We start from the raw sequence: 13,318 nt of genomic DNA, 5'->3' as shown, positions 1-13,318 counted from the left end.
AGCGATGCCTTTTACACCAGCCCATCCAGCCATTGTACTTCCATTCTTGCGATCAAGAATGGTATCTGCAACTGCGCTGGTGGCAGGGAGTATGGCGCCCGACTTTGAATACTTCTTTAAGCTCAGTGTAGAAAGTGAACACAGCCATACACTGAAAGGTATATTTTATTTTGATATACCCGTTGTACTGTTGTTATCGGCATTGTTTCATTTGGTGGTAAAGCAAAATCTGATTACCAACTTACCGTTGACGTTGCAGCAAAGATTTCAGGATACATTATCTTTTGATTTTATATCGTTCCTCAAATCACGTCCTGTTGTATTTCTCATTTCCGCTATAGCAGGCACTGCCTCTCATATTTTCTGGGATGCCTTCACGCACAATGGCGGATTCTTCGCGCGGAACCTGTGGTTCTATAAAGGCACCGCTATTCCGTTTGACGGAGTGCAATATCCACTCTTCTATGTTCTCCAGCACATCAGCACATTCGTGGGGTTGTTCTGCGTGGCCGCATACATATATATGCGCAAACCTCAGCCGGGAAATAATATCACCAAGCCTTCAATCATATATTGGCTTGTTATCGTAGTAATAACAGCATTAGTGGTGGTCATTCGGTTTGCTATATATTCGTCAGACTATAATTTAGGCAATGTGGTGGTGAGCAGCATTAGCGGACTGTGCTTTGCTTTGATCATCGGAGGTGTATTCAAATTCAGGAGTATAACTACTGCCTGATGGCAAAGAAAAACTCACAATGGGCCCAGGTAGGAAAACGCAAGGTTGAATTATCTAACCTTGAAAAAGCACTCTTCCCCGAAGACAATATAGTCAAGGCAGAAGTAATTCAATATTACCTGTCGGTGGCGCCAACCATTCTGCAGCATATAAAAGGGCGGGCACTCACATTGATTCGTTTTCCCGATGGTATACATGGTGAAAGCTTTTACCAGAAGAACAGACCCGATTGGGCACCCGACTGGCTTGAATTTGTAACACTTGGTAAAGAGAAGAAAGACTATATCATTGCAACAGAGCCTGCATCCCTGGTGTGGCTTGCAAACCTTGCGTCTTTGGAATTACACCAGCTTCATGGTCGCAAACCGAATTTTGATAGCCCGGATTATATGGTCTTTGATCTTGATCCACCGGAAGGATATATATTTACAAAGCTCATTCCGATTGCCCTCGAATTAAAAGAGCACATTGAATCCTTCGGATATACTCCGTTCGTGAAAACAACAGGAGGTAAAGGAATTCATATCTGTTGTCCGATAGAACCCAAATGGGATTTCCATACCGTGTTTGAAGCGGCAGAAGATATAGCGAAACCTTTTGTAGAGGAAAGACCGGATAGTGTAACACTTCAAATAAAAAAAGATGCACGTAAAGGTCGTGTGCTGATCGACATCTATCGCATTCGTTCCGGGCAAAGTATAGTATCACCCTATAGCTTGCGTGGCAGAGTAGGAGCTCCCGTATCCATGCCACTTACGTGGGATGAACTCGAGCAGTTGGACAATCCGCGAAAGTTCAACATCAACACCGCGTTGGATAAACTATCAAGTGATGGCGATGCATGGGAAGGCTTTGATGCGTATGCCGTTGAACTTCACACGCATCGAAAGAAAAGTAAAACTGCAGCTAAAAAATTGCCGCCATCCAAAAAACATAAATCACCGGAGCAATTAGAAACATATTCTAAGAAAAGAGATTTTAAAAAAACACCAGAGCCTGTTGGTATAAAAGCAGAAACTGCAGGCAACAGTTTTGTAGTACACCGGCATCACGCATCGCGTCTTCATTACGATCTGCGGCTGGAACAAGATGGTGTATTGAAATCATGGGCTGTCCCGAAAGGACTTCCTCCGTATCCGGGAGTAAAGAGACTTGCTGTACAAACGGAAGATCACCCGATGGAATACCTCACCTTCGATGGCAGAATTCCCAAAGGACAATACGGTGCAGGGGAAATGTGGATTTATGCTACGGGTAAATATCAGATCACCAAAGACAAGAAAGATGGGTTTTACTTCCGGCTAAGCAGTAAAGAGGTAAACGGAGAATATAGAATTCACAAGATGAAAGAGAAGGAGTGGTTGCTCGAGCGCGTTGATGAGCCACAACTCAATTACCTGAAGCAAGTGGTGGAGCCGATGCTTTCCGAAGCTATAGATAAGCCGCCAACAGGTGATGACTATATATTTGAGATGAAGTGGGATGGGATCCGCGCTTTGATTGTATTGGAAGATGGGCAGGTGTCCATGCGTACACGGAATCATAATGACATCACCAAGCAATTTCCGGAACTGCTTGAAGGTAATAAAGCTTTTCGCGCCACCAACGGTTTATTCGATGCTGAAATAGTTTGTCTTGATGCAGAAGGTAAACCTGTTTTCAAACGCGTCATCAACCGGATGATGAGCAGTGGTGAAACCAATATTCAAAAGCTCACCAAGAGCAACCCGGTATACTGCTATATATTCGATTGCCTATACCTGGATGGACGATCGTTGGTAAATGAACCCTTGCTGAAAAGAAAGGAATGGTTGAAAGATGCAGTGCGTCCGGATACTCCATATCGTGTAAGTGAGTTTGTGAATGATGGGGCCGCATTGTTTGAAGCCGCCAGAGTCCATCAACTTGAAGGTATTATGGCCAAACAGAAAACCAGTAAATACTTTCCTGCCAGGCGCAGCGATTGCTGGTTGAAGATAAAGATCCGTCAAACGGCTGAAGTTATTATTATAGGGTATACCAAGGGAAAGGGAGAACGTGCTGTAACCTTTGGGGCATTGCAGATGGCAGAGCGTGTAGGCGAGGAGTTGCAATATCGTGGTAAGGTAGGCACCGGCTTTGATGAAGCCATGACCAAGGAAATCGTGAAGGAACTCAAGAAGGCTGCAACCATAAAACGCACTACGGCCATCGGTAAGTTTGTTGATGCTAACATTACCACGTGGTTTGAGCCGGTGGTAATAGCAGAAATAAGTTATTCAAAGTTTACTCCCGACAGAATGTATCGCGAACCAGTCTTTGTACGCTTGCGACCCGACCTGTCTTTTGTAACCGATAAATGATATAGTCTGAAGAGCGTTTATAGAAATACGAAGCGATTTTTATTTAACAGTACAGATTTTTTCTTTCAGCTTTGAATCAGGTTTCATTCCGAGGACCTCCGCTTTTTTAAGATCTTCACAGGCTTCGGTTAACTTGTCCATCCTATATTTAGCGATCGCGCGATTATAGTATGCAGGAGCGGAGTCAGGTATATAGATCAGTGCGACAGTATAATCCTCGATGGCATCTGCATAGCGTTCCTGTTTTAGCAAAACGTTGGCGCGGTTGATCCAGGCTTTAACATAACTCTCTTTCAGGTCAATTGCCTTCGTATAGTCAGAGAACGCCCCGGGATAATCTTTCAGTCTTTCTTTAACAATGCCGCGACTCAGCCAGATCTCAGGGTCACGTGTTTCAATTTCCAATGCTTTGTTATAGTCATCGAGAGCACCTTTCAGGTAGCCACCTTCCATACGCTGGAAAGCGCGCTCAAGGTAAGGAGCGAGCATACTCGAATCACTTTCAATAGCCTGTTCCAAAGGATCCTCTGGTCCTTTTTTCTCTCCCCTCAATCGCTTGAGGACCGCTACATTATGCAAGGCTGCAGTATGTTCCGGATTTATTGACAACGCTTTCCGGAAGTCGTCTAGGGCAGCCGTTGAATCTTTCAGGCTTTGCTTTGACAAACCTCGGTTCACATAAAAGTCTGCTTCCTTTGGAGCAAGCCGGATGGCGGAGTCGAGCCAGGCAACAGACTTCTGCAGGTTGTTTCGTTTTTGATCGATAACGCCCAGGTAATTATAGATTAGCGGACGCGTAGCACTTTGTGCTGTCATGATCTGATTGCCTCCGGTTGTATTGGGCGATCGGTTAAAGTATATGGTTTGTGTTTCTCCGGGAGGAACGTTGAGGTATCGCGTAAAATCTTCGTAGGCCTGGTCGTATTTTTTTAGTTGATAGCGAATCAACCCACGGCTGAACAGAGCTTCCGGACTATCCGGTTTTTGTTCCAGATATATACTATAGTCGGTCAGCGCACCTTCCAGGTCTTTCAGTTGTTCACGCGTGGAGGCACGCACAAAATAGGCTTCGGTAAAACCTGGTTTGTCTGTCAGGCATTGATTCAAAAGAGTAAGCGCCTTTGCATATTCGCCATTATCATGAGCTTCCTGGCCTTGTTCAAAAAGCTCTTCCGGGCGAAGTTTTTTTTGCTGCGCAAAGAGTACGGTGGTTGCTGTCAGCAGAGAAAAAATTAAAAACACTTTCATGACGGGAAATATAACGAAAGAATCATCGCTTTCTTGTAAACCCTTTCGATGTAAATCCTGTTTAAAGTATTAATGGAAACTACGAAAAAGAGCACTCGAAAATCTGAGAGCAAGGCTTCGGATGATAGAATAAAGTCAGCCTATATTAACTACCTTCTCACAGAAGGAAAGCAACCGGCATCCATCTTTAAATTCTGCCTGGACAACGGTATGAAGGAAGAGGAGTTTTATACTTTCTTTGGATCTTTCGATGCACTGGAACGAAGCATCTGGAAAGGATTTATAGATAAGACCATCAACCGTCTTCAAAGCGATAATACGTTCAATGAATTCTCCAGTCGCGAAAAAGTTCTCATGTTCTATTTCGCGTTGTTGGAAGAACTTCGTTCGAACAGAAGTTACGTTTTGCTGCAGCTTGGTCACCATAAGAGACTAGAGCTCACCCCCGGATATCTCAAAGGTTTCAGGGAATCTTTCGAAGCATTCTTTGAGAACATCCTCAATCAAGGTAAAGGAAAAGGAGAGGTGGCAACACGTCCGTTTCTGGATAAACGATATCCACAACTTTTCTGGCTGCACATGGGTTTCATTTTAACGTTCTGGAAAGAAGACGACAGCGCTGGTTTTGAAAAGACAGATGCTGCTGTTGAGAAATCCGTTAACCTGGCCTTTGACCTGATTGGCAAAGGCGCGGTAGATGCAGCGATAGACTTCGGAAAATTTCTATATCAGAATAAAAGATAGATCACACCACGTCCCTCACACGCATCATTCACAGACCTTAACTTCCTCTGCTAGATCATGAAAGAATTTGAGCGTATTCCGGTGACGAAGGTTCAGCGGGCAACTAAGTTTATTACTACGGGAGCAAAGATCGGAACAAATTACCTGAAGCATTATGGTAAGAAACTGATGAACCCGGACGTCACCAAAGATCAGTTGCATGCTGATAATGCGAATGATATATATAATTCATTAAGTGAATTGAAAGGTGGCGCGCTGAAAGTAGCGCAGATGTTGAGCATGGATAAAAATCTTTTGCCGACAGCGTATCAGCAAAAATTTGCCATGGCACAGTATAGCGCTCCGCCACTGTCTTATCCGCTCGTAGTGAAAACCTTTCTGAATCACTTTGGAAAAAGTCCGGAGCAGATGTTTGAAACTTTTACGCGTAAAGCTGTCAACGCTGCCTCTATGGGACAAGTCCACCAGGCAACGTTGAAAGGAAAAAAGCTGGCTGTGAAAATCCAGTATCCAGGTGTGGGCGATAGTGTTAAATCAGATCTGGCGATGGTCAAGCCTATAGCGCTCTCGATGTTCAATCTCAACCCGGTGGAATATGACGAGTTCATTAAAGAGGTTGAAGTGCGTATGCTCGAGGAGACAGATTATACGCTTGAGCTCAAGCGCTCGATAGACCTTTCGCAGCGGAGCAAGAATGTTAAAAATATAGTGTTCCCGCATTACTATCCCGAGCATTCGTCAGCGAAAATCCTGACGATGGATTGGCTTGAAGGAAAGATGCTGGGAGAGGTGATAGGCAAAGAGTTGCCCGCAGGGGCCGCAGATAAGATAGGACAGGCAATGTGGGATTTTTATCATTTCCAGATGCACCAGCTTCGCGCCGTGCATGCAGATCCGCATCCCGGCAATTTTATAATCACCAATGATTACAAACTTGGTATTATCGACTTCGGCTGCGTGAAAGTTATTCCGGATGATTTCTATAATATATACTTCCGCCTGCTGGATGCCGATGTATTAACGGACAAGAAGAAACGCGATTTCGTATTCGAGCAGTTACGGTTTATATATCCTTCGGATACTGCCAAGGAAAAAGAGTTCTTCCTGGGAATATTTACAAAGTTGGTAGAACTTCTGGGAAGACCTTTCCGTTCGGAGGTTTTCGATTTCTCGAATGACGATTACTTCAACGAATTGTTTTCTTTCGGCGAAAGCCTTGCCAACATGAAAGAGCTACGCGAGTCTAAAAAAGCGCGTGGTGTAGGCGAGGCAATCTATATCAATCGAACATACTTCGGGCTTTACAATATTCTGCACGACCTGAAGGCGAAAGTCACAACGGGTTACTAAGCAAACATCCTCCAGGTACTTTATCTGGAGGATGTTGGGTATATATACTATTGCGACTCAATACACTATATATTAGTTCAGAAAGGCATCTGCCTTTTGAAAGAACCAGGCTGGGTCATCGTAGAAGATAAAGTGCTTGGCCGTATCGTTTATTTCAACGGAAGCTTTTTTAACGTTTGTCATTTGTGCTGTATACATGGCTACGGCAGATTCATGCGTGACGCCATAGTTTTTATAGGCAATCCAGGCGCCCATTAAAAGTACCGGGCAACCAATCGATGAAACAGTTTCACGAAGGTCCGTGGACATCAATTCATACATAACCTGTGCTTGTGTTTTAACATCCGCTTTTTGTGCAATCGCCATGACTTCATCTATATGTTGCTGGCTGGTGATCATAGAGCCTAAATACATTCTGGTATTCGCATCGAATTGTTCATGCGTCTGGTTGCTCATCATCTTATACGTGTTATCAGCCATGGGCTTAGCACTTTCAACAGTAGCACCCGGCATTTGTAAGGCAGGCATGAACGCTACACCATCTACTGCGATTACTTTTTCAAATTGATCCGGAGCAGAAGCGGCAGCCCATAATGCTAGGAAAGCTCCCATGCTATGTCCTACGATAACCGGCTTCTTTAACTTTTTAGTTTTTGCGTAGCTGATCACATCATCTTTCACAGCCGACAGAAATTTATCTTTCACGGCAGGAGCGTTGCCGCCAAAACCAGCCAGCGTCAGAATATGACATTCATATTTATCCTGGTAATGTGCTACGGTTTCTTTCCATACATCACCACTGCACGTCAGGCCGTGAATGAGGATCATCGGTTTACCCTTACCTTTTACTTCCACAGTAAAAAGTTGTTGCCCATGTGATACAATGCTATTGGCAGCGAGCAGGGCAATCAATAATCCGATGGTTGGCAGAGAGAAAATGTGTTTCATAATTTGTTGTGTTTGATTGATGGATCAAAACAACGAAGCCTGTGCGGCTCCTGAAATTATTATTGACTAACTGCATTTTTCGATTGACCATCGTGTCGAAGTGGATTCAAGACCGATATAAAAGCCATTTCGGAATGGTTAACACAATTTGTCAATGCGTTCATACGGTTGGTCAATGAAATATTCTGGATTAATAAGATCTTGCTTACTTTCAATCATCATGAGACTGAAAACTAATTTTGGACAAGCCTTCCTTCGGTATAAGGTTCATCATATACTGTTCTGGGTTATCTATTTTGTTTTCTGGCTTTCTTTTTACCAGCGGGTATATCCCTTCAATCTGGTGTTTATCAATACCGTATTGTATACAGTCTTTAATGCGTCTGCCTTTTATACAATCGTATATTTCCTATTGCCGAAGTTTCTTAATAAGCAGCGTTATGCTTTGTTCTTTTTATCAACAGCGCTGGCACTGATTATATTTTCTGGAATGCTTGCCACCGGGCTATACCTGAATATGACAGGAGTTCCGGAAATGTATAAGTTTAATTTTGGGCAAGCATTCGTCTATGGTTTTATGAGTACGTTTTCCATGGTGTGTATGCTGGGGGGCGCTAAACTTATCCGGGATAAAATACTATCCGAACGGCAACGCCTGGAAACCGAGTTGCAATATCTGAAAGCACAGGTCAACCCACATTTTCTGTTTAATGCTATCAACAGCGTTTACTTCCTGATCAAGAAAGATCCGGATAAAGCATCCGAAACTTTGATTAAGCTAAGCGACCTGCTTCGCTTTCAGTTGTACGATTGCTCGGATGAAAAAATACCAGTCGAGAAAGAACTGGAGTATATCCAGAATTATATCGCGCTGGAGAAAATCAGGAAAGGCGATAGGGTTCACGTGGAGTATTCAAGTGAAGGGATGATGAGTGGATTTCTGATTGCACCCTTTATGTTGATTCCTTTTCTGGAGAATGCTTTTAAGTACGTTTCGAATTATCCGGATTTCGCAAATACCATTCGGGTGAAACTGTTGCGCACCGATAGCCAGCTCGTTGTGACATTCTTTAATACACACGAGAACCTGCCACGAAACACAGTAGGGGGGATTGGCCTCAAGAATGTAAAGCGAAGACTGGAGTTACTATATCCCGATCAATACCAGCTTGCTATAGAAGAGAAGCCTGGTACATATTCTGTTACGTTATCTTTGAAAATAGCATGAGGAAAATACGGACCATCGTAGTTGAAGACGAGCCGCTCGCACGCGAGGGATTGCTCAACTACATACAGGACATTGACTTCCTGGAAGTAAAGGCTGCGTGTGAAAATGCGTTGGAAGCAAATAAGGTTTTGTCGAGTGCCCCGGTCGATCTCATGTTTCTCGATATACAGATGCCAAAGATCACCGGTATAGATTTTCTGAAGTCCATCAAAGAACCACCGATGGTAATCATGACGACCGCGTATCCAAATTTTGCTTTGCAGGGATACGAGCTCGATGTACTTGATTATTTGGTCAAGCCTTTTCCTTTTGATCGATTCCTGAAAGCTGTAAATAAGGCCCGTGACTTTTTTGAGTTGAAGACAAGGACGACTGAAAAACAAGAGCCAGCCATACGGGAGGATTTCTTCTTTGTGAAGTGCGACTACCGGTACGAGAAGATCCACTTTGATGACGTGCTTTATGTAGAAGGGATGGAAAACTATATTGTGATTCACACCGCTGCCAAACAATTCATGACGCTGCTGCGGATGAAAAATATAGAGGAGATTCTTCCGGCTCCTTCCTTTATACGAATTCACAAATCCTATATAGCTTCCATCAAAGCGATCTCATCTATAGATGGTAATGAAGTGATCGTTGGCAACAAGAAGTTGCCGCTGAGCAGGGAAAAGAAGTCCGAGATCCTGGAACGACTTTTAAAGAATTAAAAGCATTCTCTTTATCGTGGCATGGAAATTTTTAGAATAAGATTTGAAAAAAGACGACTTTATATTTTGATAATATAATTCATTGTCAGTACTTTAGTATCGTTCATTTCATTTTTTAAACTAAGTAGATTATGCGTGCTATCTGGAAAGGACACATCCAATTTTCACTGGTAACAATCCCTGTCAGAATTTACAATGCCATTGATTCTGGTCAAACCATCAGTTTCAATCTTCTTACCAAAGAGGGCCATAATCCAGTGAGTTATGAAAAGAAAGATAAAGTAACGGGTCAGACCCTTCGCACAGAAGATATCACAAAAGGATTTCAATATGAACCAGGTCAATATGTAATCATCGATCAGGAAGATCTCGATAAGGTAAAACTCAAGAGTGAAAAAGTAATTGAGATCGAAGGTTTTGTTGATTCATCGGAGGTACATCCTACACTATATGAAGCTCCTTATTATATCGGTCCCGATGGTGATGTTGCTGCTAAAACATACGGACTGTTAAGTCATACTTTAAAAGAGACAGGCAGAATAGCAGTAGGAAAAGTTGTACTACGCGACCGCGAAACTCCCGTATTGCTCTCGCCACACGAAGGAGGGATGGTAATGTATCGTCTTCGTTATCCGAATGAAGTTCGGAGCATGCGTGAAGTACCTCAGCTAATCGATGTAAAACCTGAGAAGGAACAGTTGAAGCTCGCAAAGACACTGGTAGATTCCATGACAACGAAGTTCTCGAACATCGAGATGAAGGACCACTATTATGAAGCTTTGAAAGATATCATCGATGCAAAAATAGCCGGTAAAGAAATCGTGATGCGTACCGAAGAAGCTCCGAAGGTTGTTGATATCATGACGGCCCTCAAAGCCAGCATCGATGCTGCCAAGAAGCCAATGGAAAAAGCTAAAGGTGAAACTGCTAAGAAAGTCAAAGCTGAAAAGGAAAAGCCTGCCAAGACTGCAAAGCGAAAAGCGAGTTAAAGGCTCGGATAGAAATTACGTTTTGACCTTCCCTTAAAAAAAGGGTTTTAACACAATAAGCTGCGTTTTGTGTAGTTAGCTATTATTTAACAGATAACGCTTAACTTTGCTCCGTGGCAAAAATAATCCAATTCAAAGTCAATCCTGTTCCCGAGAAATTCGGGCCGCAACCTGCGCGCCATAAAAAGCAGCAGCAAGGTAAGAGGAGAGAATTGGAAAAACCTGGACAGCTCAATCTTTTCACGGGTGGAAAGGTTGTAAGGCTCAACCAGCTTACCGTATTTGAAGAGGCGCTCATGCTGGACGATCAAGGCGATAAAACTGCCGCGAAAAGTCGTTATCTCAAAGCCATCGAAGAACACGATTCTGTTGCAGATGCATATTGCAATCTTGGAATCCTCGAGTTCAAGGAAGCGCAGAACACCAAGGCTATTGATTTTTTTACCAAGTGTCTCAAAGAAGAGCCGCGGCATTTTGAAGCGCATTATAATCTCGCCAACCTATATGCAGAGGTCGGTAACTTTGCATTGGCAAAAGTGCATTATGAAGTGTCGATTGAAATCGAACCAACGTTCCCTAACAGTCATTTTAATCTAGGCCTTACGTTGGCCATGAATAAGGAATTTCCGCAAGCCATACAGGCGCTAAAACATTATCGCCAGTTAACGCCACAAAGTGAGCACAGTCAGGTAGACGAGTTGATTCTGAAGCTGTCTTCAAGTGTTATCGGCTAAGGCAATCTGTAATCCATCACCGAATACATTTCATTACAACGTGCGGGCTACATGGTCCAGATGGTAATAAAAAACAGCAGGAATCTATATACTTCGAGCGCAAGAAATAATCCTAATATACCGGCAAAGGCTTTTAAGATCAGTCGCTTGCCACGCTGCTGGTAAAATGTTCGCGCAGCGTAAAATATAAAGTATAGGTTCGTAGATACAAAGATGATGGTAAGGGTGAGGTCGTTCAAATATACTCCATAACCGGAATGACCAACACGAAAAATCTTGCTGATCAAGGCGAAGACCAGCGTTAACCCGATAGCATTTACAGCCAGATTGAAACTCGTGAGTTCAACAGAGAAGGCCACATGATCTGTAAAGTAACGATTCTTCTTGCGGAAGATCAGGCTTAAGGGGAGTGAGGCGAGTACTACGAAAATTACAATCAGAAGCTTGGCCAGGCCGGTAGTTTTATCATTATACATCAACTCGAATCCCGAAAGAGTCATTCCTTCTTGCTTCAATTGTTCGGCAACGACCTTGCGCGCGAGCTTGCTATGGGGCAATACATTCAATTGCGTATAGAGCGAAGAGTTAAACATCTGCAATACCGGGAAAAGAAAATAGATCAGGTTCAGGATGAAGAACATCTGAAGCGGGCGCATATACATTACTCTGCGGCCATCGACATATTCACGGGAAAGAAATCCTGGTTTTGATATAGTTGACCACATCGACTTGAGAAATTTGTTGTCGATAAACGTGGTCGCTACAAGTACATTCCCTAAAAATGATTTGAACTTCCGGTCTTTAGGTTCAATCACTTTCTCTCCACAGAGATTACAATACAGTCCGACAAATTTATGATCACAACTTTTACAGACGTGTTCTTGCAAGGAGAGGTTATCCATTGTTGACAGGTAGTTAGTAAGTGTCTCTTCGGTATAAAGTATCCGAACTTTATGCTATCTCCTTTAATACTTTCTTGGCCCGAACGGTAAACCCTGGCGAAGCATAGGGCAGTTGATCTTCAAGTATGATTTTTAATTCTTTTTTTAGATCCGGTTCATTTTTGATGATGTTGCTCAGTACTGTCATTGAAAAAGCTTTCACAGCAACAGGCTCATTTTTTTGTTCCAGATATTGAAAGCAGAGCGAGGCGACTTCGCCATGAAGCGATTTAGGGATCTCTATAAACTGGAGCAGCCGCATGGTGTTGCGCTTCACGGCATCATGAATTCCGGGTTGATGAAGGAAGCGAAGTATCTTTTTCAGATGAGGTTTAATAAGATCCGGATGCCGCTCGATACACAGGCTCAACGGCCAGGCGCCCCTTTGTGTAATGCGGTAGGGGCCCTTTAAATACGTATCAACCAAAGCTTTAAAGCGAATGTTATTATCTCCCACATAATCAGCTATTTTAACAGCTTGTCTTCTTGTATGTTCTTTAAGTATTTCTTTCGCTAAATCCATTGAAAGGTTATTTGATCAATTGGCCGTAACGAGCAGCCGATAAACCTTTCAAAATAAAGCTTTTTGAATTTGCCGTTTACATTTGGTCAAGAAATAAACCTCTGACCTATGGGAGTACTTTTAGCACTACTGTCTACTGCTTTAATTCAAATTGGTCTTTGTGTCTTTTGCTTTATCAAGAAAGCTCGTTTGAAAGTCTGACGACTCTTCAACTATTTTTATCGGGCACGTGGAGCTTTTTAATATATCGAAAAGTTGCCACGTTTTTTTATTTTGTCATAATCCTAAAAATGCTCTATATTCAATCCCCAAGCACGCACAACTCATGGCAACACTGAGCATGTCAAAGAAAAAATTATTCACCGCAGATTATGAGATCCATGCTTCTATAAAGATGTTGTATCCATATATACAGACAGCCAGTGGTCTTGCTGAGTGGTTTGCCGAAGATGTTCGAATCAACAATGAAGACAAGTCCTTTACTTTCTTCTGGGATAACGAAGAGCATAAAGCAAAGCAGTCTGCACATCGTACCAATCACTTCGCTCGTTTTGAATTTCTTCCGGAGAATGAAGAGGACTCTAAAGATCCTTCATACTTTGAACTCAGGCTTGAGTTCAACGAGCTTACCCAATCTGTATATTTGAAAGTTATGGATTACTCAGACTTTGATGACCATAAAGAGTTGCAGGATCTTTGGGGTGGATTGATTGAAGCACTTCGTAAAACGGTGGGAGGGTAGTTAAGCTCTCACTTCACAAGTATATTTTCCAACGTATTATTTCATTTCAGTTTTGAATCGTTCGCATTGGCTTTATTTTT

Annotated in this window: 13 protein-coding genes; 9 read left to right on the top strand and 4 right to left on the bottom strand. The window is 42.8% G+C overall.

The features are described from left to right. Positions 1-4: 4 nt before the first annotated feature. A complete protein-coding gene (locus B5Y40_RS20210; RefSeq protein ID WP_079688661.1) occupies positions 5-739 on the top strand; it encodes a DUF4184 family protein in 735 nt (244 codons plus the stop codon). Continuing rightward, positions 739-3,081: a non-homologous end-joining DNA ligase gene (gene ligD, locus B5Y40_RS20205; protein ID WP_079688660.1), complete on the top strand. Its 2,343-nt coding sequence runs from the start codon at positions 739-741 to the stop codon at positions 3,079-3,081. Before B5Y40_RS20210 ends, ligD begins: the two co-directional genes overlap by 1 nt. A 39-nt stretch (positions 3,082-3,120) precedes the next feature. Here the strand turns inward: ligD and B5Y40_RS20200 are convergent, their stop codons facing one another. Then, a complete protein-coding gene (locus tag B5Y40_RS20200) occupies positions 3,121-4,329 on the bottom strand; it encodes a tetratricopeptide repeat protein (RefSeq protein ID WP_079688659.1) in 1,209 nt (402 codons plus the stop codon). A gap of 72 nt (positions 4,330-4,401) precedes the next feature. On the opposite strand from B5Y40_RS20200, the gene B5Y40_RS20195 reads away from it, so the two are divergent. Together B5Y40_RS20195 and B5Y40_RS20190 are read left to right on the top strand one after the other, a co-directional pair. Then, positions 4,402-5,073, top strand: a complete 672-nt coding sequence (locus tag B5Y40_RS20195; protein ID WP_159453756.1) for a TetR/AcrR family transcriptional regulator — start codon at positions 4,402-4,404, stop codon at positions 5,071-5,073. Positions 5,074-5,130: 57 nt separating this feature from the next. Further along, positions 5,131-6,423: an ABC1 kinase family protein gene (locus B5Y40_RS20190; protein ID WP_079688658.1), complete on the top strand. Its 1,293-nt coding sequence runs from the start codon at positions 5,131-5,133 to the stop codon at positions 6,421-6,423. 72 nt (positions 6,424-6,495) lie between these two features. On the opposite strand, the gene B5Y40_RS20185 is transcribed toward B5Y40_RS20190, so the two are convergent. Continuing rightward, on the bottom strand, positions 6,496-7,371 hold the full coding sequence (locus tag B5Y40_RS20185) for an alpha/beta fold hydrolase (protein ID WP_079688657.1): 876 nt from the start codon (positions 7,369-7,371) through the stop codon (positions 6,496-6,498). Between the two features lie 220 nt (positions 7,372-7,591). Between B5Y40_RS20185 and B5Y40_RS20180 the strand changes: the two genes are divergently transcribed. The 4 genes from B5Y40_RS20180 to B5Y40_RS20165 all read left to right on the top strand — a co-directional run bounded on the left by B5Y40_RS20180 (position 7,592) and on the right by B5Y40_RS20165 (position 11,032). Next, on the top strand, positions 7,592-8,599 hold the full coding sequence (locus B5Y40_RS20180) for a sensor histidine kinase (RefSeq protein ID WP_159453755.1): 1,008 nt from the start codon (positions 7,592-7,594) through the stop codon (positions 8,597-8,599). After that, on the top strand, positions 8,596-9,309 hold the full coding sequence (locus B5Y40_RS20175) for a LytR/AlgR family response regulator transcription factor (protein ID WP_079688655.1): 714 nt from the start codon (positions 8,596-8,598) through the stop codon (positions 9,307-9,309). The genes B5Y40_RS20180 and B5Y40_RS20175 overlap by 4 nt, the downstream gene beginning before the upstream one ends. Before the next feature lie 131 nt (positions 9,310-9,440). Further along, complete coding sequence (ku, locus tag B5Y40_RS20170; protein ID WP_079688654.1) at positions 9,441-10,298, top strand: non-homologous end joining protein Ku; 858 nt, start codon at positions 9,441-9,443, stop codon at positions 10,296-10,298. Positions 10,299-10,411: 113 nt separating this feature from the next. Further along, positions 10,412-11,032, top strand: a complete 621-nt coding sequence (locus B5Y40_RS20165) for a tetratricopeptide repeat protein (RefSeq protein ID WP_079688653.1) — start codon at positions 10,412-10,414, stop codon at positions 11,030-11,032. Between the two features lie 47 nt (positions 11,033-11,079). On the opposite strand, the gene B5Y40_RS20160 is transcribed toward B5Y40_RS20165, so the two are convergent. Then, positions 11,080-11,934: a DUF3667 domain-containing protein gene (locus B5Y40_RS20160; RefSeq protein ID WP_079688652.1), complete on the bottom strand. Its 855-nt coding sequence runs from the start codon at positions 11,932-11,934 to the stop codon at positions 11,080-11,082. Positions 11,935-11,983: 49 nt separating this feature from the next. Further along, the gene (locus B5Y40_RS20155; RefSeq protein ID WP_079688651.1) at positions 11,984-12,496 is read right to left on the bottom strand and encodes a hypothetical protein; all 513 of its coding nucleotides are present in this window, start codon (positions 12,494-12,496) and stop codon (positions 11,984-11,986) included. A 325-nt stretch (positions 12,497-12,821) separates the two neighbouring features. Between B5Y40_RS20155 and B5Y40_RS20150 the strand changes: the two genes are divergently transcribed. Continuing rightward, positions 12,822-13,238 carry an START-like domain-containing protein gene (locus tag B5Y40_RS20150; RefSeq protein ID WP_245840671.1) on the top strand — a complete coding sequence of 139 codons (417 nt, stop codon included), beginning with the start codon at positions 12,822-12,824 and terminating at the stop codon, positions 13,236-13,238. Positions 13,239-13,318: the final 80 nt, after the last annotated feature.

This window comes from Ohtaekwangia koreensis, from assembly GCF_900167975.1.
In the GTDB taxonomy this organism is placed as follows: domain Bacteria; phylum Bacteroidota; class Bacteroidia; order Cytophagales; family Cyclobacteriaceae; genus Ohtaekwangia; species Ohtaekwangia koreensis.
Note: the sequence above shows the minus strand (reverse complement) of the source record. Positions and strands in the feature narration are given on the sequence as shown.

Excerpts from the sequence above, each read along its gene's own strand:
- B5Y40_RS20200 (WP_079688659.1), bottom strand. The coding sequence starts at position 4,329 with ATGAAAGTGTTTTTAATTTTTTCTCTGCTGACAGCAACCACCGTACTC.
- B5Y40_RS20210 (WP_079688661.1), top strand. The coding sequence starts at position 5 with ATGCCTTTTACACCAGCCCATCCAGCCATTGTACTTCCATTCTTGCGA.
- B5Y40_RS20175 (WP_079688655.1), top strand. The coding sequence starts at position 8,596 with ATGAGGAAAATACGGACCATCGTAGTTGAAGACGAGCCGCTCGCACGC.
- B5Y40_RS20190 (WP_079688658.1), top strand. The coding sequence starts at position 5,131 with ATGAAAGAATTTGAGCGTATTCCGGTGACGAAGGTTCAGCGGGCAACT.
- B5Y40_RS20185 (WP_079688657.1), bottom strand. The coding sequence starts at position 7,371 with ATGAAACACATTTTCTCTCTGCCAACCATCGGATTATTGATTGCCCTG.
- B5Y40_RS20150 (WP_245840671.1), top strand. The coding sequence starts at position 12,822 with ATGGCAACACTGAGCATGTCAAAGAAAAAATTATTCACCGCAGATTAT.
- B5Y40_RS20155 (WP_079688651.1), bottom strand. The coding sequence starts at position 12,496 with ATGGATTTAGCGAAAGAAATACTTAAAGAACATACAAGAAGACAAGCT.
- ligD (WP_079688660.1), top strand. The coding sequence starts at position 739 with ATGGCAAAGAAAAACTCACAATGGGCCCAGGTAGGAAAACGCAAGGTT.
- ku (WP_079688654.1), top strand. The coding sequence starts at position 9,441 with ATGCGTGCTATCTGGAAAGGACACATCCAATTTTCACTGGTAACAATC.
- B5Y40_RS20160 (WP_079688652.1), bottom strand. The coding sequence starts at position 11,934 with ATGGATAACCTCTCCTTGCAAGAACACGTCTGTAAAAGTTGTGATCAT.
- B5Y40_RS20195 (WP_159453756.1), top strand. The coding sequence starts at position 4,402 with ATGGAAACTACGAAAAAGAGCACTCGAAAATCTGAGAGCAAGGCTTCG.
- B5Y40_RS20180 (WP_159453755.1), top strand. The coding sequence starts at position 7,592 with ATGAGACTGAAAACTAATTTTGGACAAGCCTTCCTTCGGTATAAGGTT.